This is a genomic window from Chromobacterium haemolyticum (assembly GCF_009936155.1).
GTDB classification, from domain to species: domain Bacteria; phylum Pseudomonadota; class Gammaproteobacteria; order Burkholderiales; family Chromobacteriaceae; genus Chromobacterium; species Chromobacterium haemolyticum.
In genome coordinates, this window is the sequence record NZ_AP019312.1 from 2782154 (window position 1) to 2808535 (window position 26382).

The window sequence follows — 26382 nt, forward strand, 5'->3', positions numbered from 1 at the left end:
CTTTTTTCATATATATGAAAAAGTAGCTATCCATAAAACAGTTATGCGCAAGAAAGAGCTTAGCCTTTTTCGTGCAGGTGCTCTGTAGCCATTTATGAGGAAATTACATGCGCAGCATAGAAAATACTCACAGAGGCTCAGTCCAACTATTTTGAGACGAACTGGAAGAACCGTTCCATTTTCCCATCCCTAACACCATCATTCAATAATTTCCGCACACTATCTTCAAATGAGGAATTTACACAGTAAAAAGTGTCAACCTCCTTCTCTGAAAATACATCTATGTAGCCATTTGCAATCAACTTATGAAATGAGTCCTCTTTCAATCCCGGAAATTTGCTGCTAAACCTGATATATCTTTTAGGTTGATCCCTAAAGAAAAGTCCCCTTCTAAAACTCCCGAGAAAATTATCAACATGCCGCAACAAGGTTGCTTCATTACTAGAGTGCATGTCTTTTATTTCATCAAAAGCAAGAGACAAGTCCCCTAGCTTACACGTTGAGTCAAAATGAGCCTTTGCCATTTCCCCCCCTCTCACCGACCCACGGTAGCAGTTGTCAAACTCACAATATATGAAGCTCGCCCCATCAAATTTTGACTTAACGAAATTCTCATAATTCAAAAAAGTGCTATTGTGAATTTGTTTCTGAGAGAAATCCATTGGTGGCATATCACCAGAGAAATGTAAATTATCGATACTAATTCCAAATCCACCATTAAGACCGTACATGGAAAGGACATTCCTAGTAAACTCTTCTGACCTCCCCCCCCTCAATGAAACCAGGTAGAATATTCCTGAAATTGCGTTTTTGTATAGCTTTACCTCCCCCGCTGGCTGATTACTTGACTTTCTAACCTGTTCAACAATTTTAGAAAAAACACCTCTCGCACAATCCATGAATTCATTGTTTTTATTTTCAAAATACTTCATTAGTTCTTTTGCAAGAGAAGACTCTACGGAAATTTTGGAAAGCGCCTTCAGAAAGTCACCATCGATACTTTTGCTCAACAAACCACGCCTAATATAAATTGATTCAAAATATTCGACCAAAAACTCATACTTTATTTGCACAACATCCCCTTCATCCTGCACTAAGAGAGGGTTAATTTTAATTTGATCAAATATACGTTCAGCCTTACTATCATAAAATATTCTCAACTCTTGCAAGATACTATAAGACTGCCAATTCTCTCCAAATCTTGAACAAGCACTGGCGAAAATATCAACCATCTCACCAATAGATAGATCAATTCCATGCCGCTTCTTTTCTCTCGAAAATATTGAAAATATTAATTTATCTAACATCCCATCAACACATGGGTACCCATACTCCTCACTTCTTGCCATCAACTCTCCATCTGAGATGAGCTCATCCTTTTCTAGATTATTAGCCAAAACATCTACAAAAAATGGAATAATTCTCTCGCCATCATCTGACAAATTTATTCTATCTATATTCCTCAAAATTGTCTCAGTGATTTTTTCTTCGTCACTTCTGCTTTTAAATCTACCTTGCAAATATTGCTTACAACTTTCCCTAGTAAACCCAAGCAAATCATATCTCTTGATTCCAAAATCTTCAGCCCGAGCCCCTTCTATGATTGGAACAGATCGACTAGTTATCATCACCTGGCTACTACCAAGTTGCTTATGCATTTTTTGAAGCGATTCAAAAAACTCCTTACTAGAGATTGATAGCATACTTGCAATTTCATCAAGACCATCCAGGATTAATACAATCCCACCGGTCATGGATGCTATTTCGAATGTACTTCTTTCAAATCTCACACTTTCGTTTTCACAAGATGCTTGCAAATCATACAGATCATATATTGAATTAATTTTTATTGCCTCCGGGCTGCTTTTAATTCTCTTTCTAATAAGCTCAGCCTGAATCAACACAAGAGTTACATTTGACAACTTCCTATTATTTACCTGTTCTGCCACTGCAAGACATAATGATGTTTTCCCCATCCCCCCACTAGCAACAATTAAGTGTGCCGAATATTTACTCTCGTTCAAAACTTGATCTACAAGATATCTTGCTGCGCCAGAGTGTTTCTTACCATCCACTTGCACATCTTGATTAGTATAGTATTTAATTCTTTTTATGTTAGGTATAGACTTAAGCGACTCATCAATACCATACTCCCAAAGAAATTCCTTATAGGTAATATCGGTAACTCTGCGATTAAAAATGCCATCAAACATGCTCTTTACCAGAGATACATCTCTTGCAGGCCTAGTTCTTAATACCGTTAAGCTGTCCGGCCTGACTGGCATATTCATAAAAAAATCTCTAGCTGACTGCAGAGAGTCTTGTATATTAATATTGTGATGCAGGGCAAGGTACAAGCTTAAGTCAGGGCTTTTCGTTTGCCACACCTCATATTTAATTTTCTTCCCACCGGAATAGTCAGCAAAATTGCGTAACTGTTTTCTATTTCTAGCACATTCTGCAATGATCAAATCAACATTCGATAATTCAAGCGACTCACTATCCTCTGAGCTCTCTTTCTCGGGCCTAGCGATAAGCGGCTGTTCTAGCAATTCTCTTTTCAGCCTGTCAAGATTTTCCTGATATTTTATATCATCTCTGAAATCAATATAAAACTGACTACTCAAAAATACGGGAACATCACTCCCCTGCCTTAAAATAGGGATAAACTTTGTTGCACCATGTTCCTCCATCAGCGAATGATGCAGATCCATTGCAGACCTGACTTCAATCCCAACACCCCCATTACGATTATTAGCTTTCTTACAGTAATTTTCATCAATAACTGCAACAATAAGATCTGAATTAATGACAGCATTCTCCATATACAAATTTTTGTCATGGCGGTTTGTTAAGTCATACTTATCAAACATCACATGAAAACTTGGAGAAACCTCTAAATCATGCACTAGTTTTTCCACCCACCTCTCATGATCAGAGCTGCTATAAGCATAAGTAACAAATATTTTTTTCATAATATCCCCATATTGCACATTATTACCAATATTTAAACAGAACAATGCCTCCAACCATTAAGATAAGGATAGTATCCTCATACTTTAAAAATGATATTTGGCAAAATTTCATAGTACATATAACTATACGTATCGCATTGACATTTGTCATTTTTTTGCTATCACAGCGAACGGTGCTCAACACACCCTCCGCTAGCGGTTAGCCCGCGCCCGTAAGTCGTGGCTTTTTTGCGTCCATAGGTTCCTGTCGTGCCGCTCTCTTGGCACGTCCAAAGCTTATGGCCGGGTAGCGTGCAGCCATACAATACCCCGGCAACGGGGGAAATCTGCGGGCCGTCTAGCGGCGGTGTTGAAGTACCCGGCCGCCCCTCTCAACAGGGGGTGCTTTAGACAAAACCGCTAGGAGTCCATGACCATGGATGCCCGTCTTATCGTTTCTCTCTCCCCTCTTCTAGTTCGTCCTCCCCACCGCCTATCACATGCCTTGTTGCGCCTGCGCGCTGCGTATCGCCATGCGTTTTTGGCAGCGCGGTTTGCGCGTTTCATCAGGGAGGCCCGGCCATGAATGCTGCTATCGGTCTGGAAGTGAACACACCGCTGCGGCTGGATTTCGCCAAGGATTTGGCGATGCAGGTGCTGCGGCGGCCAGAGGGGTTCTGGTTTGTCGCGGCGGAGGTGGCTGCGTCCATGAAGCTGGAGGAGAAGGATTTGCAGCAGGCCTTGGGCGGGCCGCTGGGACAAGCCTTCTGCCTGACGGATGAGGTAGAGCCGGTGTTGTGCCTGTCCGAGGCCGAGCTGGACGAGGTGTTCCGCCGCATCAAGAAACCAGGCGCGCGGCGGCTGCGGCGCTGGTGGCAGGAGGAAACCCGCCCGGCCTTGCTGCATCAGGCCAGCGCGGCCAGCACCGCAGAAACCCTGCACCTGGCGCTCGCCCTCGCAGCGGAGGCGGCGCAACAGGTCAGCCGTGCGGTGTTGGACATCGTGCTGCGCGAACCCGGCCCGTGGCTGCATTCACGCTGGGTGCTGACGCTAGATTACGCGCCCAACAACCAGCAGCGCTGGCCGCACGGCAGGCTGATCGGCCTGAACAGCAGCGTCTCCACGCTCAGCGGCATGGCGGAGCTGATTGCCCCGCCCTGCAAAATACCGGCCACCAAGGCGGAACTGGTGCAGCTGGCCACCGCCTGCCAGTTGCGTTTGGCGGAGCGAATAGACAGTTAGAGCGACTGACAAAACCCTTGATGCTGCGTTGCGCCGACTTGCCGTACTCAATGTACTGTCTGCGTCGGCGCACCTTGCCTCAGCCGTAAAACTGAGTTTTGTTAGCCACTTTTAGCCCGCTAATCGCGCAGCGTAATAAGAAACACCGCTTCAATGTTGCGAAGCGGTGTTTTCGTCAAAAGAGTCCTAGTAGTTTAAATGCGACCTACCCGTCGGCTTCTTTCTCAAAGTATTGACTTGGATATGCGGCCAGCGCGTCACTTGTCCATTGGAACCGAACATGAATTCAAAAAACAGCACTTGTTCATATTGAAGCTGTAATACTTCACAGCCATCGCTGTCTATCACTGTTTGTATCCACAAGTTCAGATTCATCTCCGTAACATTAGCAAAGGTGCTCACAAAGGGCGTATTTAAAATCCCGCCTTGCGGCCCACCATTGTGTTTGCTGCTGAGCTGAATCAACGTGTATTTTTTGATGCGCTGGTCTTTGATCACATCACGCAGTCGCAAATCCGGGCGCACGGAATACGGGTAGTTTGGGTCAGCAACAATCCGCTGGAAATAAGTCAGATTGCTGTCCGGCTGGGTGGCTGGCAATGACTTGTCAAACGCCCAAGCCGGCGCGGGTTCATCCAGATTGAGCGGCGCGGGCGGCGTGCCCTCCTGAACCGACAGCAATGCGGAAGCACCCATGCTGGGTGAAATGGCGAGCGGAGAACCAGCCAGCGGCACGGGGTTTGCCGCAACGGCAGCCGGCACCGTATCGTCTTGCGGCGGCGGAGTCGTTGGCCACGAGTTGGTAAAAGGTTGAGTCCAACAGTCCGTGCCGGTGGGATATTCCGGTTTGCCGGGAATGTCCGCCTGAAATCCGCCGGTGATCATCATCGCACTGCCATGGGGTATGGTCCCGCTACGCGCAATGGAATAAGGCGGCACATAATTTGGCCCGTTGGCGCCGGCGCCAATGGCAATCCCTGGGAAACCGTTATCTGAAATAACGGATTCTTCTGTAGCCGCATGGTTGTACATCGGGTTCATCCACAAATACATGCCATCTTCTTCGTGAATGCCAACGCCGTCACTGACCCGTTGTATGCTTTGATTGTATTTCACCGCGCCCGCGAACTGCTCGTTGGTGCCGCCCCGATTCCGCACCCCGCCATCTACCAGGGAGAACGTGAGTTCTTCGGTATAGTTTTCACAGAGAAAGTGGAATATGCCGAAAATGGTTTCAGAATTTGTCCCCGGAGACGGCATACAGGTGGTATGCAAGCCCCACCCCAGATTCGTCTTGTCCGGATTGTAATTAACCCATGTGCCTTCCAGCTGCTTCAGCACACCATAATCAGCCGGCTGATCCAGTACCGCATCCGAGTATTCCGGATAGGGCGGAGCCGGCGTTTGAACCACATTATTTTCAGGCATACACACCTCGCATGATCATTCATTGTGACAAAGGGCGGTGCAGCGAAAAACGATAAAATCAAAATAAGCCGTGTCAGCTTTACGGGGCTTGCTGTATAAATAAAAGCACGTCAATGAAAAGCTGGGTTTTTAGCAAAATTTGTATTTGCATGGCTGAAATATTCTGCAAATCTTCAGCCATGAAATTAAGTAAATTCCGCCATACAAAAATCCTAGCACTAGACATGACAATGTCAAGACAAATTCTATTGATTATTTTATTATGAATAGAGAACATCTAAGTTAGGCGAAACTTTCTGAGAAACCATCTTTGGAGAGAATGCGGTCATGGGGACGGTAGAACCGAAAGCCAAACACAGTGGAGGTGATATCGCCCTCCCGGGCGATTATGTACAGCCTCCCTCCCACCCACACTTAACGTTCACTTACGCAGCGCAACCCGCGAAGCCACCCTCTTGCCTTTGACGGACGCTTCTAGAACCAGAAATGGAAATCATGCAACTGGTGCCGCCAGACGAACCTATGCTGGAGCCAGCGCGCATCGGCATGTTTGGAAACGCGGCGCATCACAGCCCGACTCTCAAGCTCATGAGTCCCCCGCCGCCAGAAACCCTAATTTTTCTACAGCGCCCAGATCGCTTCAGGATTGCCCACAAGTGCCGCGTCAGTCCACAATAGAGAAAATTACGCGCAATCCCGGATACATATCTCTGCAAGCGCAGCTATCCTCGCAGGAAGTAACACAATGACGAACCAAACCCTCCACAACGACAACACGCCTCTGGTTGAAACCTCCAGGCTGGCCTCTGCACTCGAAACCTTTGCTACCGAACGCGACTGGCATCAGTTCCACTCCCCCAAGAATCTGGTTATGGCTCTCTCTGGGGAGGTTGGGGAACTGACTGAAATCTTTCAGTGGATGAGCGAAGACGCCTCAAAGAACGCAGGCAGTCAACCGGCCACAGCCGACAAGGTGCGTGAGGAGTTGGCAGACGTGTTGCTCTACCTTGTCCGCCTGGCTGATGTCTTGGGCGTTGACCTCAATGATGCGGCCAGCAAAAAACTGCAGTTGAACACCCAGAAATACCCGGCCGACAAAGTTCGCGGGTCCAGCAAGAAATACAACGAGATCTGAATGCAAGCGTCCAGTTCAACCCATACCCTCATTTACCAGGCCGATAAGCAGAAATTCCTTCAGGATGCAGACCGCTATATCGAAGACCTGATCGAGATACAGTATCAAGCGAAGACCGGCAAGAAAGTAAGTCCTAAAGAGAAGCAATCCTGGCAGCACTCGCTTCAGGAAATGGCCAAGATCTTGCGCGATGACAGCATCCCGGCCAGTGCGGGAGTGGGTATCGAACTATTCGCCCCTCAGTCGATGAGCCGCATAGACTTTACTCTCACCGGCTATGACGAACACGGGCACAAGAAGGCAGTCATCATTGAGCTCAAGCAATGGGCTAGCATTGAGCAGACCGGCAAGGATGCCATCGTTCGCACCTTGCTGGGAGGCGGATTGAATGAGGCCATTCACCCCTCGTACCAGGCCTGGTCCTACGCCATGCTGTTTGAAAGCTTCAATGAGTCGGTTTCATCCGGCGACATCAAGGTGATACCGTGCGCTTTCCTTCACAATTACCCCGAAAACGACAACGCCATCCTGGATGCCCGGTTCAAGGAGTACACCGAACAAGCGCCATTATTCCGTAAAGGGCTGGCCGAACGGGACAAGCTGCTTGCCTTTCTGCGTCAACACATCCAAAAGGGAGACCAACAGGCTGTGTTGCAGCAACTCATCAGCAGCCGGATTGGGGCATCCAAGGCGTTTGCCGACTCCCTGGCTCAACTGATGAAAGGGAACACCGAGTTTGCCCTGATCAATGACCAAAAACTGGTTTATGAAAGCATCAAGGAAATTGCGCAGGCGGCAGCTCCGGGCAAACACAAAGTCATCATCGTTGAGGGCGGCCCTGGCACCGGCAAAACCCTCATCGCCATCAATCTGCTGGTCAAGCTGCTGCAGACCGGCATAGCAATCAAGTATGTTTCCAAGAATGCCGCTCCTCGGCATGTCTACAAAGCCAAGCTAACCGGTACGGTTAAACAGACCCACTTTAACGGCTTGTTCACTGGCTCAGATAGCTTTCACGCCATGGAGCCGGATAGTTTTGATGTGTTGCTCGTTGACGAGTCCCATCGGCTGACAGAAAAAAGCGGCATGTTCAATAATCTGGGCGAGAACCAGATGAAGGAGTTGATCAACGCCGCCAAGTGTACGGTCTTCTTTATTGATGAAGACCAACGCGTTACCTTCCGCGACATTGGCTCCAGGGAGCAGATTCGTCACTGGGCTGCCATCAAGAAAGCGGAGATACACGAGTTCACCCTCAGCTCGCAGTTCCGTTGCAGCGGGTCAGATGGCTACATGGCATGGCTGGACAATGTTCTCGACATCCGCGAAACCGCCAATAATCTGCTGAACACCCAAAGTTACCACTTTAAGGTTTTTGATACGCCGGAAGCCATGCATGCGGCTATCGAGAAAAAGAATGGAAAAAACAGGGCACGCGTTGTAGCAGGTTACTGTTGGCCTTGGAACAGCAAAACGGATACCAGCCAGATGGACATCGTCATTGGCTCTCACTACCAACGCCAATGGAACCTGGCCAGCAACAGCATGGTGTGGATTATTGCCCCAGACTCCATTGACCAAGTGGGCTGTATCCATACCTGCCAGGGTCTTGAGGTCGACTACATCGGCGTGATCATTGGTCCCGACCTCATCGTCCGCGATGGTCAAGTCATCACCGACGCCAGTCAGCGCTCCTCCATGGATCAAACGATCAAAGGCTACAAAACCCGCATCAAGAAAGATCCTGCAGGTACCAAGGCGCTGGCAGACCGCATCATCAAGAACACCTACCGCACCTTGATGACGCGCGGCCTGAAGGGTTGCTATCTGTACTGCTCAGATCCAGAAACTGCCGACTACTTCAGAAGCCAGTTACAGTAAGCCAACCCTTGCATACAAAACAGCGCACAAAAACGCAAGCGACAGAAACCGCCGCCAACAGCATATGACCGCACTCGCCACACTAACCATTCAAGAATTCTGTGAAAAAGCCAAAAGCCCAAGCTTTCCAGATGAGCTTGAACAGCGTTATGCAGAAGTCTTTGAGCAGAGCCAGCTCAGCCCGCAAGAAAAATCATCATGGACTCATTCCTTACCGGCCCTGGCAGCCTTGCTGGAGCCGCAGCGGATCAAAGGGCACATTTTGCTCGAATACCCCATGCCGCTAGGCACTAGACGTGCAGATTGCGTGCTGATTGGCGCTGACGCGGATGGCAACACGCATATCGTCATCATTGAGCTGAAGCAATGGTCTCAAGGCAGTATCAGCCTTAGCAAAAGCGATGAGCCACGCAGACTGACGGTTCATGCTCAACCGCCCTACTCAACGGAGCACCCTTGTGATCAAGCGGAAGTTTACATGGCCGCGCTCGAGCACATGCTTGACTTCGGCCCCCACAAGCCAGTCATGCATGCTATAGCTTATCTGCACAATTACAGGGAAATTGAAGATGATCTGCTAAGGTCAAACCCCTTTGCCTCCCATCTGCAAAATACGTTGCTACTTACTCTTAGCCAGGAACAAGAAGCTGCCGCGAGCATGCTTGGAAAACTGCAGCAGCCAAGCCCTCTTCTCACCTCTCTGAGCAATCCAGTACTTCACTACTCCGATGCCTTCATCGCCAACTTCAGCGACAAACTCAATTGCAGCGCCCTATTTGACCCCAGTGCCGAACAAGAACAGACATTCCGAAAAATTCTCAGCGTGTTGGATGATACAGAGCATCGAAACTGCGTCGTCATTAAAGGGATAGTTGGCACCGGCAAAACGGTTCTGGCCATGATGCTTATTCGGCATCTCATGCAGCAGCGGAAAAACCCTAAATACTATGTTATCTCTGCAGCCATCAAAGACTGCCTGCGCGCTCTGGATTTTAGCGCAGGCGGGCCTGCAAGCACCAAGTATCTAATCGTCGACGAGGCACATCGTCTTAACTGCAAGTTTCTAACCCAGCTCTTTAAAAACAAGCAACTCATCGTTTTTTTCATCGATGACAACCAATGGCTACAGCCCAACGAAAACTGCCGCAGCGCCGACATCTTTGCTGCAGCAAAAAAAGAAGGCATGCAGCTCATCCAGCATACCCTCTCCGTACAATTACGTTGCCGAGGCGCCGATAACTATATCGCTTGGGTTGATCGCTTTCTCAATCATGGCAGGCTCGACACCCTCAAGCCAGACACAGACTTTGAAGTTCAATTGGTAGACAATCCACAGCAAATGGAAAACCTGCTGCGCCAACGCGCACAGGGCAACACAAGTTGCCGCATGGTTGCCGGATACTGTTGGGATTGGAGCACAATACATAGCCCTCCTGGCGAGGGCCACGATATTGAGATCGAAGATTGGACTGCGCGCTGGAATCAGTACTCGGCCTATGCCGACTGGAATCAGAGGCCCGGCTTTCACACTGAAGTTGGCGCAATCTATACTGTACAGGGTTTTGAATATGACTATGTTGGGGTGATTATTGGACCAGATTTAGTCCATACATCCAATGGCCTTAGAGTTCGCCCTAGCTATCAGAAATATAAACCATTGCAAGATTCGCTGGACAGGCCAGAAATTTCAATACCGCAGAAGAAGCAAGAATTTGCCAAGGCTGTACGCAATATCTACTACGTCTTGCTTACCCGCGCCAAGAAAGGCGTATTCATTTACGCAACCAACCCGGAATTAAGGAATGCTCTGCAAAAATTAAAAATACTAGGGCCAGCCTAACTCAAAAATACAGCACGCTGCATGAGGCAGACAGCGTGCTGTAGTGATCAAAAACTGTAGAGATAACTGATGGTCGACAGGGCAACAAGCCTATCTGACATACAGCCTAGGAACTCAAAACCACAATTACTTGTCACCTGAGGAGAAAATTGAGTGCAACGCAGCAGCCATACGTGCCACCTCATCAGCATCGGCAGCTTGCGCGCTACGCATAATCCGACTTCGCATCTCCTCCACGGAGGGGCGACCGTCGAAATCGAAGAAATCCTTCAGTTCCAGCTTCATAGCGTTAGCCAAACGCTCTAGCGTCTCAATGGCGGGGTAATGCGCGCCACGCTCTATGCGGCTCAGCGACTTAGCGTCAATGCCCACCATCTCAGCCAAAGCATCTTGGGACAGACCTTTGCGCTTGCGCAAAATCTGAACTTGCCTGCCAATCTTGATTTTCGTGTCCACTTTTCTACTCTGCGTGTACTTTCTCCTCATTTAATCAACGCACACTGTTTACAATAACTACGTACAGAGTAGAATTCATGAAAAAGTAAACTCTAAACTCACAAAGAGGCATGCAATGACTCCCTTCCGCAGTCCTGCACCCCAGCCCCCACCACCCTCAACCCTGGCCGCCTGCGCCCTGGCCTTGAATTGTCTCGTCACCCTGCGTCACGCGCTTGACGCCTTTCAGTCCCACGCCACACAAACACAACAGCCCCGTTTGCAGCATCTGGCTTGCGCCGCCACCGCGGTGCTGGACGATTGTGCCAGCCAGTTACACAGCCTTTGCCCCGACGCCGCTCCCTGCCCGCCAAACGGCAGGTTTCCAACGCTGACGTGGAGACCGCAATGACGCCCTCCCACATTTTCGCCACTGCCGCAAAGCCGCCTCCAGCGGCCGGTCCTGCCGGATGTCTGCCCCCGCCTGTTTCGAAGCGATATATTTTTAACAAATTAAGTTGTATGTTTTATCACTCTATGGTTTCATCCGCTGACGACGCATCGGGTCAAAGCCGTGGCTTTGCTCCCGCGTCGTCAAAGCAGATGTTTGTGCTCAAGGATTGTTACTGCGCAAGCAGGCAAAACCTGATGACTTGGCTGAGGCCAAGCCGTCAGGTTTTTTTGTTTTCAGGGTGCGCGCTATGAGAATCAGCAAAGTCTTGAACAACAATGCCGCCCTCGTGTTGGATGAACGCCAGCATGAGCTGGTGGCCATGGGCTGCGGCCTGGGGTTTCAAAAGCGGCCGGGCGACGCGCTGGACCCGGCGCTGGTAGAAAAACTCTTCGCCTTGCGAAACCATGAGCTGATGTCCCGTTTGAGCGAAGTCTTGAGCGCCATCCCCACCGAGGTGATGGCGGTTTGCACCGACATCCTCAACCTGGCGAAAAATCAATTGGGCAGGCTGCCCGAGGAAGTTTATCTGGCTTTGCTGGATCACTGCCATTTCGCGCTTGAACGCCATCGTCAGGGCATTGCCCTCCACAACGCGCTGCAATGGGAAATGCGCAGGTTTTACCCGAAAGAATTCGCCATTGGCCTGCAAGCGCTGGCGCTGATAGAGCAGCGATTGGGGCTTACCCTGCCGGAAGATGAGGCCGGTTTCATCGCCTGGCATTTGGCCAATGCCCAAATGAATAGCGAGGTTCCGGAGATGCAAGCCATTACCCAGCTGATGCAGCAGGTGCTGCGGATCGTCACCTACCAGCAAGGGCATGAGCTTGACCAGCAAACGCTGAGCTACCACCGCTTCATTGCCCACCTGAAGTTTTTTGCGCAACGCGTGTTGTCCCAGCAGTCATTGCCAGTTGGAGACACCTCCTTGCATGCGACGGTGAAGGCAAGCTACCCGCAGGCATGGCGCAGCGCGGAGAGCGTTGGTGCTTATGTTTGGGAGCAGTTCCGGAAGGAGCTTGAGTTGGACGAGATGATGTTCCTCGCCATTCACATTAGCCGTCTATAAGAGCCTGTTCAATGTCTCGCGAGCAAGGGCGAGACAAGGCGAAAACGAGCGAAAAAGCGGAATGTACAAGTGGTAAATGAGCATTTTGAGCTTGTACTCACCGTGCAAGGCTTCACGAAGCGCAGCAGATTTTGAACAGGTTCTAAGCCTGATCTTTACTCACCGGCTGGTTTGACCAGTCGAGACATCAACAGGGTTGTTACTGTCTAGAACAGGCAAAACCTGGCCACGCCTCCCCCATTGCGGGTGGGCGCGGCCGGGTTTTTTTTGAGCGTTTGCTCGCCATAGGGAGGAGAACCATGGACACACTCGCCAAGCAAATCGTCGCGGGAGTGGGCGGCAAGGACAATATTCTGAGCCTGGTGCATTGCGCCACCCGGCTGCGCTTCAAATTGCGCGATTCCGGGCAGGCCCATGCGGAAACCTTGAACCGTCTGCCCGATATTCTGATGGTACTGGAGAGCGGCGGGCAATTCCAGGTGGTGATTGGCAACCGGGTGGCTGAGGCCTATCAGGCCATTTGCCAAGTCATTGAACTGGACGATGAGGCTCCGCCAGCGGGCGAGACCAAGAGAGAGGGGCTGCTAAGCCGTTTCATTGACGTGGTCTCCGCTATTTTTACGCCCACCCTCGGCATCCTGGCCGCCTCCGGCATCTTGAAAGGATTGTTGTCGCTGGCTCTGGTGAATGAATGGATGAGCGAGACCAGCGGCACCTATTTACTGTTGTTTGTGGCCAGCGATGCTTTGTTTTATTTCTTCCCCTTGGCCTTGGGGTATACCGCCGGCAAAAAGTTTGGCGGCAACCCTTTCACGGCAATGGCCATGGGCGGCGCGCTCACTCACCCGCTGTCCATCGCGGCGTTTAATGCCGCTCAGCAGACTGGCGCGGCGTCCTTGGACTTTGCCGGCATTCCCATTGTGTTCATCAATTACAGTTCCTCGGTGATCCCCATCATTCTTGCCGCTTGGGCCAGCAGCCATCTTGAAGCCCGCTGCAACCGGATACTGCCCGCTTCCATCAAAAACTTTCTGACCCCGCTGCTGTGCTTGAGTCTGATCGTGCCCATGACCTTCCTGCTGATCGGACCAGCCGCCACCTGGCTAGGCCGCTTGCTGGCCAATGGTTTTCAAATCCTCTATGACTTGGCTCCGATGTTGGCCGGCGCGGCGCTGGGCGGCTTGTGGCAGGTGTTGGTGATCTTTGGCCTGCATTGGGGCCTGGTGCCGCTGATGTACAACAATTTGAGCCTGCTGGGCTATGACACCATGGGCGCGCTGTTGCTGCCGGCGGTAATGGGGCAAGTGGGCGCTACGCTGGGGGTTTTCTTGCGCACCCGCGATGCGCGCCTGAAATCATTGGCAGGCACCGCGGTGAGTTCTGGGCTATTCGGCATTACCGAACCCGCCATCTATGGGGTGACGCTGCCGGCAAAACGTCCCTTCCTCTTTGGCTGCATCAGCGGCGCATTGGGAGGCTTGATCCTGGGCTACGCGCGCAGCAGCGTCTACTCGCCAAACCTGCCCAGCATTTTTACCTTCCCCCAAGTCATCCCTCCCAGTGGCGTCGATTTCTCCGTCTGGGGCGCGATTGCCGGCAGCCTGCTGGCGGCCGGCCTCGCCGCCCTGCTCACCTTCTTTTTTGGCCTGTCCAAAACCGAGCCAGCCACAGCCGCCACGGCGGCGGATGAAAAACCGGCCACATCTGAAGACTCCTCGTCTTATCAAATCCCTTCACCCATCCACGGTCAGGTCCAGCCGCTCAACACGGTGTCGGACCCCGCCTTTGCCAGCGGCATTCTGGGCCAAGGCGTGGCCATCCTGCCGCACAGCGGCCGGGTGGTGGCGCCGTTTGGTGGCCAGGTCAAATCCTTGTTCCACTCTTGCCACGCGCTGGCGCTCGTCGCCAACGACGGCACTGAAATGCTGATCCATGTCGGCATCAATACCGTCAAGCTCGATGGCCGCCACTTCCGCGCCCATGTGCGGACAGGCGACTCAATCGCGGCCGGCGATCTGCTGTTGGAGTTTGACCGCGCCGCGATTACCGAGGCCGGCTTCGATATGACCAGCCTGGTGCTGATCTGCAACCCCGGCTGCACGCAAGTGCGGCCCATTCCCACGGCCGAGGTGGAGGAGTTGGCTCCCCTGCTGGCCGTCAGCCGTTAACCACCGCAATCAGGAGATGAGAGATGACATTATTTCCCGCTGATTTTCTATGGGGCGGCGCCCTGGCCGCCAATCAGGCGGAAGGCGCTTACCTGGCCGATGGCAAAGGACTGTCCACCTCGGATGTGCTGCCGCAAGGCGTTTTTGGCCCCATCGTCGAGCGCGTGGCCGGCGACAGCGGCCTCAAGGACCAGGCCATCGATTTTTACCACCGCTATCCGGAGGACATCGCCCTGTTCGCTGAGATGGGTTTTCGCTGCCTGCGCGTGTCCATCGCCTGGAGCCGCATCTTCCCGCAAGGCGACGAGGACGAGCCCAACGAGGCCGGGCTGGCGTTTTATGATCGCCTGTTCGACGAGATGACCAAGCACGGCATTCAGCCGCTGGTCACGCTGTCGCATTATGAAATGCCCTATGCACTGACCCAGCGTTACGGCGGCTGGAGCAGCCGCAAGACCATCGGCTTTTTCGAGCTATATGCTCGCACGGTGTTCGCCCGCTATCGCGACAAGGTCAAATACTGGCTGACCTTCAACGAAATCAATATGGCGCTGCACGCGCCGTTTACCGGCGTCGGCCTGCCGCCGGACAGCGACAAGCAAGCGGTTTACCAAGCCATTCACCACCAACTGGTGGCCAGCGCGCGAGCGGTCAAAGCCTGCCGCAAGCTGATCCCGGATGGCCGGATCGGCAATATGCTGCTGGGCGATATCGTCTACCCGCTCAGTTGCCGGCCGGAGGACCTGCTGGCTTGCCAGCAACGCAATCGCGACTGGCTGTTTTTTGGCGATGTGCAGGCGCGAGGCGCTTACCCGGCCTATATGCGGCGCTTCTTCCGCGAGGAGGGCATCGAGCTAAGCATTCACCCCTCAGACCTGGCGGACCTGCGCAACACCGTGGATTTCATTTCCTTCAGCTACTACATGTCCGGCTGCGCCAGCGCCGACCCTAGCCTGGCGGAACAAGCCGGCGGCACGCTGGGCATGGTGCCCAACCCGCACCTGCCCAGTTCCGACTGGGGCTGGCAGATCGACCCGCAAGGCCTGCGCTACCTGCTCAATCTGCTCTACGACCGTTACCAGAAACCGCTGTTCATCGTGGAGAACGGCCTGGGCGCGCGCGACGAGGTGACGCCGGACGGCCGCATCCATGACCCCTACCGCATCCAATACCTCAACGATCACCTGATCCAAGTGGCCGAGGCCCTGGACGATGGCGTCGAAATCCTCGGCTACACCAGCTGGGGGCCGATTGATCTGGTCAGCGCCTCCAAGGCGGAGATGTCCAAACGCTACGGCTTCATCCACGTCGATCTGGACGATCAGGGCCATGGCAGCCTGGAACGACGGCGCAAGGACAGCTTTTACTGGTATCGCGACGTGATCCGCAGCCGGGGGCAAACGCTGAAGCCGGCCGGTTAAACCCCCACAGCGAAAATACCGAGGCCTGCCAGCGGCAGGCCACACCCACAGCAGGCGCTGCCATAGGCCAGGGGCTGGCTTTGCCTGCGCCTATGCAGCCACCGGAAGTTCAGGAGACCAGCATGCCTACCCTGTTTTCTACCAAACCGCGTCGCCTCCCCCTGACCTTGAGTTTGGTTTTTGGGGTTTTGCTCAACCCAGCTATCGCACAAGCCGACAGCGGCCGCGATGACATCCCCGCCTGGAATGGCACGGTGCTAGGCTTCGAGCCGCCAGCAGGCGATTTGCTCAGCCACCGCCTTGGACTGCGTCAGGCCTAGCAGGCCTTTGGCTTTGAGTATCAGTTGTCCCATCTCAGCCAAACCGCCTACAACGTCAAAGGCGGTTACAACACGGACAAGAAAGCCGAATACATCGACCAGTTTTCGCTGACCTTCACCCAAAGCCTGGAAGCGCAGACCGGCATTCCCAATGCCGCGATCGAGGGCAATATCGTCAACCGCAACCATGACAACAACCTGACTAGCACGCGGCTGCAAGATAGCCGTGTCGGCTTCAACGACCTGGCGCAGGAAAGCTGGGGCGGCCAATCCATTACCCGGCTGGGCTGGCTGAATTTCAGGAGAAGCTTTCTCGACGGCAAGTTGCACTGGCGGATAGGACTAATGAACAAGGTGCAGGACTTCGACCAGATCATTCCCTGCGACTTCCAGATGCTCAGCCTGTGCGGCGGCAAATCGGCGGACTCCGGCACCTGGTACAACTGGAACGTTCATTACTGGGGCAGCACCTTGCAGTACCGACTCACTCCGGAACTGACCCTCTTGACCGGCTTGCTGGAGCAAAACCCGCAAGCGCCATCGCGCAGCCACGCCTGGAGCGTGTCCACCGACGGCAGCCGGGGCATTCTGCTGCCGCTGGAAGCCGAATGGCGCACTCGGCGCTTCGGACTGCCGGGCATTTACAGCCTGGGTCTGCTGTACACCAATGCCAAGCAAACCGACCTCTATCTTGGCCAGTCCGGCGGCCCCGGCGCCGTTGATCCAGCGGGCTATCGCCAGTACCGCAACACTTGGTTCCTGTATACCGGCTTCAACCAGCAACTGACTCGCCACGCCGATAACGCCAACCGGGGCTTGAGCCTGGCCTGGAGCCTGGGTTTGGCGGACCAGCGCAGCAATAAGTCGCGTTACTCCACTGCTCTGGCCCTGCGTTATCGTGGCCCTTTCGACACTCGGCCAAACGACTGGCTGGCGCTAGGCGTAGCCAAAATGCAAGGCAGCTCCAATTTTCGCCATAGCCAGAACTTCCTGAACCAGCAAAGCGGAGTTGAAGACTATAGCGATCCGCGTTATGCGCCGTTGCCGGAGTCTTCCGTGAATGCCGAGCTGTACTACCGTTTCAAGGTGACCCCATGGCTGGAGTTACAACCCTTGATCCAGTATTGGGGACGCCCTGGCGGCATTGCCCAAACTTCCGACGCCTGGGTAGTGGGCCTAAAAACCGCTATCAACTTCTAATTCAAGTTGGTCAAGCCAAGGGAATACCGCGATGAATACTGCCTTGCCCGCCATGGAGCAATTAAAGCTGTTGAACCAGAAGCTGTTCGACACCCAGGATCAGACCACCTTGCCACACTTGGGCCAGCAATTGGCCCAACAATGCGAAGAGATGGACGCCCGCCTGATGCAAGGCTTGATCGACATCCGCGCCGCCCATATCAGCCTGCAAGCCATCCTGACCTTGCTGCAACGCCGCGACGAACCCTTGCTGTTGAGCAGCGAGGAAGCCGCGGCGCTGTTGGAGCCGGTGCAGCAACGCCTGTGTCAGGGCTTAAGCTGCATTAACCGCTTGGTGTAGGCGGAGGCCCCAAGAAGCGCCCGTGCTCCTTGGGGCGCTGTACGTCAAGAACCGGCGCTGCGCAAACGCGGCCGCCTTAACGACTGCCGGCCTTTTTAAGCCCTTCGGCAATCATTCCCGGTTCATAAATGGACTTCACCGCTTTCATGAAGGGCATGCCCCACGCATTGGCATGCGCGGCGCCATCGAATGGCTGCGCAAACACATGCTCCTCTTGCATCATTACATTCCACACAATCCCGCCAAACCATGCGCAGTTATGAATCGGCGTATAGACACCATGCTTCAAGAGTTCGATTGAGCCGCCCCGGCTCCAGCGGACATCCCTTCAAAACACACCAGCAGCATGTGCTTGATGATGTCTTCATCCTGGTATTTCCCGTACACGCGCAGGTACTCCACCGCTGGGTCACAGGTTCGAGAGTAGTAGCTGAAAAGGATGACATCCGTTGGCATCTCCGCCTTCAATTCACCTTGTTTCTTGGCCTGCTCAACGATGCCTTGCAAGGTCTTGTGCAATTTAATGACCCGACCAACGTAAGTCATGCTGCGCGTCAACATGCTGCGCACTTGCGGGCTGGCTGACGGCAAGAAGGGCAATCCGCCAGCCAGCCGCACCCTTAGCGCCCAGTCCAAGAGGTCTCGCAGGCGGGCCAGTGGGCTCAACCTTGAGTCTTGTCGCGCCAAATAGCGCAGGGCATCGTCCAGCAAACGGATCATCACCTCGGTGGCCAGCTCATCTTTGGATTTGAAATGCTTGTACAGGCTGGGTTTGGAAATACCCGCTTCGTTCGCCACATCGTCCATGGTCATGAGATCGAAGCCCTTGCTCGCCAGCATGCGCGTCGTCGCGTCCAACACCGCCTGTTCACGCAGCTTGAAAGCCTGATCTTTAAAGCTGAGCCTGCCCAAAATACCCATTGGTAACACCTTTTACTGATTGGTAGCATTTTTTCCAAACCGGTTATATCCTGAATATAAAGCACCGCCCAGCGGCTGCCAAGTTATCCCGCTCAACCCATACGCCCACAGGACGCATCGGTGAATACTCAGCAGCGACAACACATCGCCGTCATTGGCGCCGGCATCTCCGGTTTGGCCTGCGCGCACTTTTTGGCCCGCGGTCACAACATTACCCTATTCGAAGACGCCGATTACCTGGGCGGCCACGCCCACACCGTCGACATCACGATTGACGGCGTCCGCTTTGCCGTGGACACGGGCTTTCTGGTGTACAACGATCGCACCTACCCTAACCTGATCGCGCTATTTGCCGAGCTGGGCATCGTCAGCCACCCCAGCGACATGTCATTCAGCGTTTCACTGGACCAGGGCCAGCTGGAATGGGCGGGCAGTAATCTGGACACCGTGTTCGCCCAACGCCGCAATCTGTTGTCGCCGGGATTTTGGGGCATGCTGACCGACATTATCCGTTTCAACCGCGCGGCGCCCCGCAACCTGAAACGGGCCGTCGAATCACCGCTCACGCTGGGCCAGTTGCTTGAAGCGGACCGCTATGGCGCACGCTTCCGCGATCACTATCTGCTGCCGATGGCCGCGGCCATCTGGTCCAGCCCCTGCCGCGATATCCTGTCCTTCCCCGCGGAAACCTTTCTGCGTTTCAGCCTCAACCACGGCCTCTTGCAGTTGAGCAACCGGCCGCAGTGGCGAACGGTGCGGGATGGCGCGCGCCAGTATGTGGAAAAAATAGCGGACGGGCTGGATGATATAAGGCTGTCCACCCCGGTACTGCGCGTCTGTCGTGAGGATGGCCAAGTGCGCGTGCAGACCGCGCATGGCGAGGAATGCTTCGACAGCGTGGTATTCGCCACCCACGCCCCTCAAACGCTGGCGCTGCTGGCCGATGCCGACGAGCGCGAACGGTCGCTGCTATCCGCGGTGCGCTACCAAGCCAATGAGGCCGTGCTGCACTCCGATGTCTCCTTGCTGCCGCGCAGCCCTCGCGCCTGGGCGGCCTGGAACTTCTTGGCCGAAGGGAAAGACGATGGACGCGCCGTGGGCGTGAGCTATCTGTTGAACCGATTACAGCCGCTACCGGTGGAAACCCCGGTGATGGTCACGCTTAATCCAACACAAGAGCCGGATCCGGCCAAGGTGCTGGGCCGCTACCATTACGAACACCCGCTGTTGGACAACGCCGCCATCGCCGCGCAAAAAGCGCTATCCAAAATCCAGGGGCGACGCGGCTGCTGGTTCACTGGCGCCTGGACGGGCTACGGCTTCCATGAGGATGGCCTGAAATCGGCTTTGCGCGTGGCACAGGATTTTGGCCTGGCACCCGCCTGGGCGAGGCTGTAAACATGAGCACAGCCTATCTGTTGACCGGACACGTGATGCACCATCGCCTACGCCCGGCCGCCAATCGCTTCGTCTACCCTGTGTTTTGCTTGCGGCTCAAGCTATCCGCGCTGGAAAACATGCGCGGGCCATGGTTTGGCGTGGACTGCCGCCGGCCGCTGTCGCTGCGCACGCGCGACTACGGCCCGCGCGACGGCTCGCCGCTATTGCCCTGGATACGCGCGCGCCTGGACGAAGCCGGCCTTCCCTGCGACGGCGAGGTCTGGCTGCAAACCTTCCCGCGCGTATTCGGCTACGTTTTCAACCCGGTTAATTTCTGGCACTGCCACAACGCCTCTGGCCAGTTGATCGCCGTGCTGGCCGAGGTGAACAACACCTTTGGCGAAAGACATAGCTATCTGCTCAGCCAAACCGACGGGGGGCCGATTAGCGCCTCCAGCCAGTTGGTCTGCCGCAAACTGCTGCATGTCTCCCCGTTTTGCCAAGTGGAAGGCCATTATCGATTCCGCTTCGTGGAACAAGCGGGCCGCGCGCTGACACGGATCGATTATCACGACGCCAACGGCGCTCTGCTTCACACCTCGATATCCGGCCGCTTGCGCGCCTTGAGCTCGGCCACAGCGGCGGCCGCCTTGCTGCGCCAGCCTCTGCTCACCCTGGGCGTCATCGCCCGCATTCACTGGCAGGCGCTGAAGCTTTGGCTAAAACGCGTACCCTTTTCCCGCAAACCCCATCCCCCCGCCACGGCTCTCAGCCGTGGCCAGGAGCTGAAACCATGAGCGCGAGCCAACCCCTCTCCTTGTCCCACCCCAAGTTTCCGGCGGCGGGGCGCGCGCTGCTCGCCATACTGGCTCAATTGCGCCACGGCAGCCTTAAAGTGGTCACGCCAGATGGCGAGACCTTATGGTTTGGCGCGGCCCAAACGCACGTCAGCGCGGAGTTGACGCTGCGGGACTGGCGCGCCTGCGCCCGCATCCTGTCCGGCGGCGACATCGGCTTTGCCGAGGCCTACCGCGACGGCTGGTTGGACTGCCCGGACCTGACAGGGCTGCTGCAACTGATGCTGCGCAATGAGGACGCCTTGCAATTGGGGGCGCTGGGCCGTTGGGCCGCGCGTTTGTGGCACAGGCTGCGCCATCTCCTGCGCGTCAACAGCCGCCGCGGCAGCCGCCGCAACATCCATGCCCATTACGATATCGGCAACGATTTTTACAAACTGTGGCTGGACCCCAGCTGGACTTACTCCAGCGCATGGTTCGACGGCGACTACAGCCAGCCCTTGACCCAAGCGCAGGCGCGCAAGTACCAACGCATCTGCGAGCAGTTGCAGCTACGCCCCGGCATGCGGGTGCTGGAAATCGGCTGCGGCTGGGGAGGGTTCGCCGAACACGCCGCCGGTCTCGGCGTCTCCGTGCACGGCATCACCATTTCGGATGCGCAACTGAGCTTCGCCCGCCGCCGCCTGGCCAAGGAGCCGCTGGTCACACTGGAACACCGCGACTACCGCGACCTGAGCGGCCAATACGACGCCATCGTGTCGATCGAAATGTTCGAGGCGGTGGGCGAGCGTTACTGGCGCGGCTATTTCGACACCCTGCGCCGCTGCCTCAAGCCGGGCGGCCAAGCGCTGGCGCAAAGCATCACCATTGATGAATCCCGTTTCGAGGCCTACCGCGCCAGCACCGATTTCATCCAGGCCTTTATCTTCCCCGGCGGCATGCTTCCCAGCCGCGAGCGTTTTGAACGCGCGGCGCATCAAAGCGGACTGACTTGCCGCAAGCGCCTGGATTTCGGCGCGGACTACGCGGAAACGCTGCGCCGCTGGCGCGAGGCTTTCGAGACCCAACTGGACGCCGTTCGCGGCCAAGGTTTCGACGAGGCCTTCATTCGGCTGTGGCGGCTTTACCTGTGCTACTGCGAAGCGGGTTTCGATGCGGGACGCATCGGCGTGTCGCAGTTTCTGCTGCAAAGGGCGTAACCATGCGCGCCCCCCTCTGGCTCGCCGCCATGCTCCTGCTGGCTGGCTGCGCCGCTCCAACGGTTGGAGATTACGCCGCCAACCGCCCGCTGCTAGACCCCGGCCGGTTTTTCCTTGGCCAAACCAAGGCCTGGGGCATATACCAGGACCGGCAAGGCCGCCTGCTCAAGCGCTTCACCGTCGACATGGACGGCGAACGCCACGGCGACGAGTTGGTGTTGACCGAGCGCTTTCTTTACAGCGACGGCAGCCGACAACAACGCGTCTGGCGGCTCAAGCCCCTCGGCCAGGGCCGCTGGCGCGGCCTGGCCGACGACGTGGAGGGAGAAGCCATTGGCGAGACGGCCGGCAACGCGCTGCGCTGGCGCTACACGCTGAAGTTGCCGGTGGAGGGCGAGGAATACCTGGTCCAGTTCGATGACTGGATGTTCCTGCAAGACGAGCGCAGCCTGCTCAACCGCGCGGTCATGAGCAAGTTTGGTTTCCGCTTGGGCGAGGTCACGCTGTTTTTCCACAAACCGGAGTCAGGATCATGACACTCCGCCTTAACCCTCGCATCGCCGATTGGCGCGCGCGCCGGGTATGGGTGATAGGCGCGTCCAGCGGCATCGGCGCGGCATTGGCCGACGAGCTGCTATCGGCCGGCGCCCAAGTCATCCTCTCCGCCCGACGCGCCGAGCCGATGCGCATGCTGGCGGCAGAGCGCCCGGGCGCGCAAGTGGAAACGCTGGACGTGACCGATCCGGCCGCCTGGCGGGCCGCTTGGTCGCGCCTGGAAGCCGCCGGCGCGCAGCCCGACCTCGTGGTGTTCTGCGCGGCGGACTACCGTCCGCAAACCTGCCTGGATCTGCACGCCGATGAAACCCGCGGCCTGCTCGACACCAACCTGCTGGGCGTCTACCACGGCCTGGAAGTGGTGTTGCCGGCGCTGGCGGGGCAAGGCCGCGGCGGCGTGGCGCTGATCGCCAGCGTGGCGGGTTATGTCGGCCTGCCGGGCGCCGCGGTGTACGGCCCCGGCAAGGCGGCGCTGATCAATCTGGCGGAAATCCTCTACGCGGAACTCAAGCCGCATGGCGTGGCGGTTTATCTGATCAATCCCGGCTTCGTGGCCACACCGCTCACCGCCAAGAACGATTTTTCCATGCCGGCCCTGCTCACGCCGCGTCAGGCGGCTCGCGACATCATGCGCGGGCTGGCCCGCGGCGCGTTTGAAATTCACTTTCCGTGGCGCTTCACCTTATGGCTCAAACTACTGCGGCTGCTGCCTTACCGGCTGCGGCTGCCTTTGCTCGCGAGGTTGGCTCGACCATGAAACGCATCCCCACTCAAGCCGATTGGCAAGCTTTGCTCGACTGGTATCAAACGCTGACACCGCAAACCTTGCCGGACATCGCTCGCTTTTACACTGAAAACGCGCGCTTCAAAGACCCCTTCAACGACGTGCGCGGCGTGGCCAAAATCCAGGCGGTGTTTCACCACATGTTCAAGACGCTGGAACAGCCCCGCTTCACTATCATCCACGCGCTACGGGATGGCGACCAGGCATTCATCACCTGGGATTTCGATTTTGCCTATGCCGGACGCAAGGTCAGCATTCACGGCGGCAGCCATTTCCAGTTCGATGCCGACGGCAAAATCACGCTGCACCGCGATTACTGGGACGCCGCCGAAGAATTGTTCGAGAAAATCCCCCTGCTTGGACTGCCGGTGGCCTGGCTACGCAAAAAACTGAAGGTAGCGTGATGGCGCGGATATTCAAGGGCAATAAGGCGGCACTGCCATCCAAGCGCTGCGCCGCCTGCGGCCACCCCATGAGCTGGCGCAAAAAATGGCGCAATAATTGGGATGCCGTCCAATACTGCTCAGAACGCTGCCGCCGTCAGAAGGACATGGCCCAATGACCCTCTTGCGGCTGATTCTGGGCGACCAGCTCAACCCCAACCATAGTTGGTTCACCGTCCCCGACCCCGAGGTGGTGCATGTGATGATGGAAATTCGCCAGGAGACGGATTACGTACGCCACCACGCGCAGAAAACCCTGGCCATCTTCGCCGCGATGCGTGATTTTGCAAGCCAACTGAAGGCCTTGGGGCATCGAGTGCGCTACATCGCCATCGACGACGGAAGCAACCGCCAATCGTTAATCGGCAATTTGGATGCGCTGATCCGCCACTACGGCGCGACGAGGGTGGAATACCAGGCTCCGGACGAATGGCGGCTGGACCATCAACTCGCCCGCTGGGGCGCGGGTTTATCCATTCCATGCCACATGGCGGACAGCGAGCACTTCTACACCGCTCGCGGCGATGCCGCCGCGTTCTTCGGCGCGCGGCGGCAATGGAGGCAGGAGACCCTATATCGTCACCTGCGGCGCAAGCACGGCATTTTGGTGGACGAGAACGGCGAACCCGCCGACGGGCGCTGGAATTTCGATGCCGAGAACCGTCAGCGCTGGTCCGGCAGCCCGCCGGAACCCAATGACCCTCGCCCTGAGCATGACCACCGCGGGCTGTGGCAAACCATAAACGACGCCGGGGTGAACAGTTTCGGTCAGCCTCAGGCCGAAGCGCTGCGCTGGCCGCTCAAGCGCGCCGAGGCGCAGGCCCTGCTGTGCGACTTCATCGAGCGGACGCTGCCGCACTTTGGCGCTTATCAGGACGCAATGAGCCGGCATGCGCGGCGCTTGTTTCACTCCCAGCTTTCCTTCGCTCTCAATGTAAAAATGCTCAATCCGCGCGAGGTGGTGGACGCCGCCATCGCCGCCTGGCGCGCAGGCCGCGCGCCACTGGCCGCGGTAGAGGGCTTTGTGCGGCAGATACTGGGCTGGCGCGAATACGTGCGAGGCGTCTATTGGGCCAAGATGCCCGGCTACCGCGACAATAACGCTCTGTCGCACAATCTGCCGCTGCCGCGCTGGTTTTGGGACGGCGAAACGGGCATGCGGTGTCTTGCTCACGCCATCGGCCAATCGCTGGAAGACGCCTACGCCCACCACATCCAGCGGCTGATGGTGATCGGTAATTTCGGACTGATAGCCGGACTGTCGCCGCAGGCGCTGCATGAATGGTATTTGGGCGTCTACATCGACGCCTTCGAATGGGTGGAGTTGCCCAACACTCTGGGCATGAGCCAGTTCGCCGACGGCGGGCTGCTCGGCAGCAAGCCCTACGCCGGCAGCGCCGCTTATATCGGCCGCATGAGCGATTACTGCGCCGGCTGCCGCTACCAGCCCAAACTGCGCATTGGCCGGGACGCCTGTCCCTTCAATGCCCTGTACTGGAATTTTTTCCAGCGCCACCGCGCGCGGCTGGCGGCCAATCCGCGACTCAGCCTGGTCTATCGCCAGTTGGACAAGCTGCCGGATGCCGAACAAGCCGCTATCGCCGCTCACGCGGCGACGCTGCAAACCAATCTCGACACACTGTGAGCCTGATATGTTGAAAAAACCTTTGGTCCTGTTGGCTATTACCCTATTGCCGCTCACCGGCTGCAACACTCTGCCGCCGCCGGACGTCACCCCAGTACAAGGCTTCCAACTGGAACGCTATCAGGGGCGATGGTATGAAATCGCCCGTCTGGACCACCGTTTCGAACGGGGCCTGCAAGCGGTGAGCGCCGACTATAGCCGCAATACCGACGGCAGCATCCGCGTGGTCAACCGCGGCTTTGACACCGCCGCCGCCAGCTGGCGCGAAGCCGTGGGCAAGGCCTGGTTCAACGGCCCCGCCGACGTCGCCTCGCTGAAAGTGTCCTTCTTTGGCCCGTTCTACGGCGGCTACCACGTGGCGGAGCTGGACCCCGACTATCGCTGGGCGGTGGTGGTGGGACCCGACAAGAACTACTTGTGGCTGCTGTCGCGCGACAAGCAGCCCGCCCCGGATGCCAAGACCGCTCTGCTGGCGGTGGCGGCCAAGTTGGGCATACCCGCGGAGAAGTTGATTTGGGTGAGTCAGGACCGTGGCGACAACTAGGCGGCTCAACCCGGAAAAATTGCTGCTGAGCAAGTGGACCGCCGCCGTGCCGCGCGACAAGGAAAAACACTTCCTGGTGGTGGCGCTGGGACGGCCCGCGCCCGACAGCCCGGTAGACACGGTGACGCTGGAGGCGGTGTACACCCGACGCCAGCAAACCGTGCCGTGGGAGGTTCTGCGCGACGACAAGCAATGGCGGCAAGGATGGAAATAAACGCCTAGTCGTAATC

The 26382-nt window shown here is 55.9% G+C and carries 25 protein-coding genes; 20 read left to right on the top strand and 5 right to left on the bottom strand.

Annotated features, from left to right (window positions below; translation table 11 throughout):
• Positions 1-146 precede the first annotated feature (146 nt).
• Positions 147-2975: a TIR domain-containing protein gene (locus GYH29_RS12680; protein ID WP_161523856.1), complete on the bottom strand. Its 2829-nt coding sequence runs from the start codon at positions 2973-2975 to the stop codon at positions 147-149.
• Positions 2976-3536: 561 nt separating this feature from the next.
• Here GYH29_RS12680 and GYH29_RS12685 point away from each other — a divergent pair.
• Positions 3537-4196: a BRO-N domain-containing protein gene (locus tag GYH29_RS12685; RefSeq protein ID WP_161523857.1), complete on the top strand. Its 660-nt coding sequence runs from the start codon at positions 3537-3539 to the stop codon at positions 4194-4196.
• 186 nt (positions 4197-4382) lie between these two features.
• Here GYH29_RS12685 and GYH29_RS12690 read toward each other — a convergent pair whose 3' ends face one another.
• Complete coding sequence (locus tag GYH29_RS12690) at positions 4383-5624, bottom strand: peroxidase, FMP-type (RefSeq protein ID WP_161523858.1); 1242 nt, start codon at positions 5622-5624, stop codon at positions 4383-4385.
• A gap of 745 nt (positions 5625-6369) precedes the next feature.
• On the opposite strand from GYH29_RS12690, the gene GYH29_RS12695 reads away from it, so the two are divergent.
• The 3 genes from GYH29_RS12695 to GYH29_RS12705 all read left to right on the top strand — a co-directional run bounded on the left by GYH29_RS12695 (position 6370) and on the right by GYH29_RS12705 (position 10480).
• On the top strand, positions 6370-6759 hold the full coding sequence (locus GYH29_RS12695) for a nucleotide pyrophosphohydrolase (protein WP_161523859.1): 390 nt from the start codon (positions 6370-6372) through the stop codon (positions 6757-6759).
• Positions 6760-8640 carry a DUF2075 domain-containing protein gene (locus GYH29_RS12700; protein WP_161523860.1) on the top strand — a complete coding sequence of 627 codons (1881 nt, stop codon included), beginning with the start codon at positions 6760-6762 and terminating at the stop codon, positions 8638-8640.
• 64 nt (positions 8641-8704) lie between these two features.
• Positions 8705-10480, top strand: a complete 1776-nt coding sequence (locus GYH29_RS12705; RefSeq protein ID WP_161523861.1) for a DNA/RNA helicase domain-containing protein — start codon at positions 8705-8707, stop codon at positions 10478-10480.
• Between the two features lie 126 nt (positions 10481-10606).
• Here GYH29_RS12705 and GYH29_RS12710 read toward each other — a convergent pair whose 3' ends face one another.
• Positions 10607-10936, bottom strand: coding sequence for a helix-turn-helix domain-containing protein (locus tag GYH29_RS12710; RefSeq protein ID WP_161523862.1), 330 nt, complete (start codon positions 10934-10936; stop codon positions 10607-10609).
• A gap of 599 nt (positions 10937-11535) precedes the next feature.
• Here GYH29_RS12710 and licT point away from each other — a divergent pair.
• The 6 genes from licT (at position 11536) to GYH29_RS12735 (ending at position 17884) form a co-directional block, all read left to right on the top strand.
• Positions 11536-12435, top strand: coding sequence for a BglG family transcription antiterminator LicT (gene licT / locus GYH29_RS12715; protein WP_198001575.1), 900 nt, complete (start codon positions 11536-11538; stop codon positions 12433-12435).
• A gap of 299 nt (positions 12436-12734) precedes the next feature.
• Complete coding sequence (gene bglF, locus GYH29_RS12720) at positions 12735-14603, top strand: PTS beta-glucoside transporter subunit IIABC (protein WP_161523863.1); 1869 nt, start codon at positions 12735-12737, stop codon at positions 14601-14603.
• 23 nt (positions 14604-14626) lie between these two features.
• Entirely contained in the window at positions 14627-16024 is a 1398-nt protein-coding gene (locus tag GYH29_RS12725) for a glycoside hydrolase family 1 protein (protein WP_161523864.1), read from the top strand.
• A gap of 122 nt (positions 16025-16146) precedes the next feature.
• Positions 16147-16344: a hypothetical protein gene (locus GYH29_RS24680; RefSeq protein ID WP_198001576.1), complete on the top strand. Its 198-nt coding sequence runs from the start codon at positions 16147-16149 to the stop codon at positions 16342-16344.
• A gap of 24 nt (positions 16345-16368) precedes the next feature.
• Positions 16369-17544, top strand: a complete 1176-nt coding sequence (locus GYH29_RS12730; protein WP_198001577.1) for a carbohydrate porin — start codon at positions 16369-16371, stop codon at positions 17542-17544.
• 31 nt (positions 17545-17575) lie between these two features.
• Positions 17576-17884, top strand: coding sequence for a DUF1484 family protein (locus GYH29_RS12735; RefSeq protein ID WP_118267858.1), 309 nt, complete (start codon positions 17576-17578; stop codon positions 17882-17884).
• A 76-nt stretch (positions 17885-17960) separates the two neighbouring features.
• On the opposite strand, the gene GYH29_RS12740 is transcribed toward GYH29_RS12735, so the two are convergent.
• Complete coding sequence (locus GYH29_RS12740) at positions 17961-18107, bottom strand: hypothetical protein (RefSeq protein ID WP_161523865.1); 147 nt, start codon at positions 18105-18107, stop codon at positions 17961-17963.
• Positions 18108-18169: 62 nt separating this feature from the next.
• Positions 18170-18805, bottom strand: a complete 636-nt coding sequence (locus GYH29_RS12745) for a TetR/AcrR family transcriptional regulator (protein ID WP_161523866.1) — start codon at positions 18803-18805, stop codon at positions 18170-18172.
• A 120-nt stretch (positions 18806-18925) separates the two neighbouring features.
• Between GYH29_RS12745 and GYH29_RS12750 the strand changes: the two genes are divergently transcribed.
• The 10 genes from GYH29_RS12750 to GYH29_RS12795 all read left to right on the top strand — a co-directional run bounded on the left by GYH29_RS12750 (position 18926) and on the right by GYH29_RS12795 (position 26366).
• Entirely contained in the window at positions 18926-20203 is a 1278-nt protein-coding gene (locus GYH29_RS12750; protein WP_081555161.1) for an NAD(P)/FAD-dependent oxidoreductase, read from the top strand.
• 2 nt (positions 20204-20205) lie between these two features.
• Positions 20206-20982 (top strand): DUF1365 domain-containing protein, encoded by a 777-nt coding sequence (locus tag GYH29_RS12755; protein WP_081555162.1) that lies wholly within the window; start codon positions 20206-20208, stop codon positions 20980-20982.
• On the top strand, positions 20979-22181 hold the full coding sequence (locus GYH29_RS12760) for an SAM-dependent methyltransferase (protein WP_161523867.1): 1203 nt from the start codon (positions 20979-20981) through the stop codon (positions 22179-22181). The genes GYH29_RS12755 and GYH29_RS12760 overlap by 4 nt, the downstream gene beginning before the upstream one ends.
• A gap of 2 nt (positions 22182-22183) precedes the next feature.
• A complete protein-coding gene (locus GYH29_RS12765; protein ID WP_161523868.1) occupies positions 22184-22717 on the top strand; it encodes a DUF3833 domain-containing protein in 534 nt (177 codons plus the stop codon).
• Positions 22714-23493 (top strand): SDR family NAD(P)-dependent oxidoreductase, encoded by a 780-nt coding sequence (locus GYH29_RS12770; RefSeq protein WP_161523869.1) that lies wholly within the window; start codon positions 22714-22716, stop codon positions 23491-23493. The genes GYH29_RS12765 and GYH29_RS12770 overlap by 4 nt, the downstream gene beginning before the upstream one ends.
• A complete protein-coding gene (locus tag GYH29_RS12775; RefSeq protein WP_161523870.1) occupies positions 23490-23924 on the top strand; it encodes a nuclear transport factor 2 family protein in 435 nt (144 codons plus the stop codon). The genes GYH29_RS12770 and GYH29_RS12775 overlap by 4 nt, the downstream gene beginning before the upstream one ends.
• A gap of 68 nt (positions 23925-23992) precedes the next feature.
• Entirely contained in the window at positions 23993-24082 is a 90-nt protein-coding gene (locus GYH29_RS24860; protein WP_231138347.1) for a DUF2256 domain-containing protein, read from the top strand.
• Complete coding sequence (locus GYH29_RS12785) at positions 24079-25608, top strand: cryptochrome/photolyase family protein (RefSeq protein ID WP_161523871.1); 1530 nt, start codon at positions 24079-24081, stop codon at positions 25606-25608. The genes GYH29_RS24860 and GYH29_RS12785 overlap by 4 nt, the downstream gene beginning before the upstream one ends.
• 7 nt (positions 25609-25615) lie before the next feature.
• Positions 25616-26152, top strand: coding sequence for a lipocalin family protein (locus tag GYH29_RS12790; protein ID WP_161523872.1), 537 nt, complete (start codon positions 25616-25618; stop codon positions 26150-26152).
• Positions 26139-26366 carry a TIGR02450 family Trp-rich protein gene (locus tag GYH29_RS12795; protein ID WP_039756788.1) on the top strand — a complete coding sequence of 76 codons (228 nt, stop codon included), beginning with the start codon at positions 26139-26141 and terminating at the stop codon, positions 26364-26366. The genes GYH29_RS12790 and GYH29_RS12795 overlap by 14 nt, the downstream gene beginning before the upstream one ends.
• Positions 26367-26382: the final 16 nt, after the last annotated feature.

Coding starts and splice junctions, on each gene's coding strand:
- GYH29_RS12760 (WP_161523867.1), top strand. CDS start 20,979: ATGAGCGCGAGCCAACCCCTCTCCTTGTCCCACCCCAAGTTTCCGGCG.
- GYH29_RS12735 (WP_118267858.1), top strand. CDS start 17,576: ATGAATACTGCCTTGCCCGCCATGGAGCAATTAAAGCTGTTGAACCAG.
- GYH29_RS12790 (WP_161523872.1), top strand. CDS start 25,616: ATGTTGAAAAAACCTTTGGTCCTGTTGGCTATTACCCTATTGCCGCTC.
- GYH29_RS12695 (WP_161523859.1), top strand. CDS start 6,370: ATGACGAACCAAACCCTCCACAACGACAACACGCCTCTGGTTGAAACC.
- GYH29_RS12745 (WP_161523866.1), bottom strand. CDS start 18,805: ATGGGTATTTTGGGCAGGCTCAGCTTTAAAGATCAGGCTTTCAAGCTG.
- bglF (WP_161523863.1), top strand. CDS start 12,735: ATGGACACACTCGCCAAGCAAATCGTCGCGGGAGTGGGCGGCAAGGAC.
- GYH29_RS24860 (WP_231138347.1), top strand. CDS start 23,993: ATGAGCTGGCGCAAAAAATGGCGCAATAATTGGGATGCCGTCCAATAC.
- GYH29_RS12785 (WP_161523871.1), top strand. CDS start 24,079: ATGACCCTCTTGCGGCTGATTCTGGGCGACCAGCTCAACCCCAACCAT.
- GYH29_RS12770 (WP_161523869.1), top strand. CDS start 22,714: ATGACACTCCGCCTTAACCCTCGCATCGCCGATTGGCGCGCGCGCCGG.
- GYH29_RS12740 (WP_161523865.1), bottom strand. CDS start 18,107: ATGATGCAAGAGGAGCATGTGTTTGCGCAGCCATTCGATGGCGCCGCG.
- GYH29_RS12680 (WP_161523856.1), bottom strand. CDS start 2,975: ATGAAAAAAATATTTGTTACTTATGCTTATAGCAGCTCTGATCATGAG.
- GYH29_RS12755 (WP_081555162.1), top strand. CDS start 20,206: ATGAGCACAGCCTATCTGTTGACCGGACACGTGATGCACCATCGCCTA.
- GYH29_RS12700 (WP_161523860.1), top strand. CDS start 6,760: ATGCAAGCGTCCAGTTCAACCCATACCCTCATTTACCAGGCCGATAAG.
- GYH29_RS12690 (WP_161523858.1), bottom strand. CDS start 5,624: ATGCCTGAAAATAATGTGGTTCAAACGCCGGCTCCGCCCTATCCGGAA.
- GYH29_RS12685 (WP_161523857.1), top strand. CDS start 3,537: ATGAATGCTGCTATCGGTCTGGAAGTGAACACACCGCTGCGGCTGGAT.
- GYH29_RS12705 (WP_161523861.1), top strand. CDS start 8,705: ATGACCGCACTCGCCACACTAACCATTCAAGAATTCTGTGAAAAAGCC.
- GYH29_RS24680 (WP_198001576.1), top strand. CDS start 16,147: ATGCCTACCCTGTTTTCTACCAAACCGCGTCGCCTCCCCCTGACCTTG.
- GYH29_RS12725 (WP_161523864.1), top strand. CDS start 14,627: ATGACATTATTTCCCGCTGATTTTCTATGGGGCGGCGCCCTGGCCGCC.
- GYH29_RS12775 (WP_161523870.1), top strand. CDS start 23,490: ATGAAACGCATCCCCACTCAAGCCGATTGGCAAGCTTTGCTCGACTGG.
- GYH29_RS12765 (WP_161523868.1), top strand. CDS start 22,184: ATGCGCGCCCCCCTCTGGCTCGCCGCCATGCTCCTGCTGGCTGGCTGC.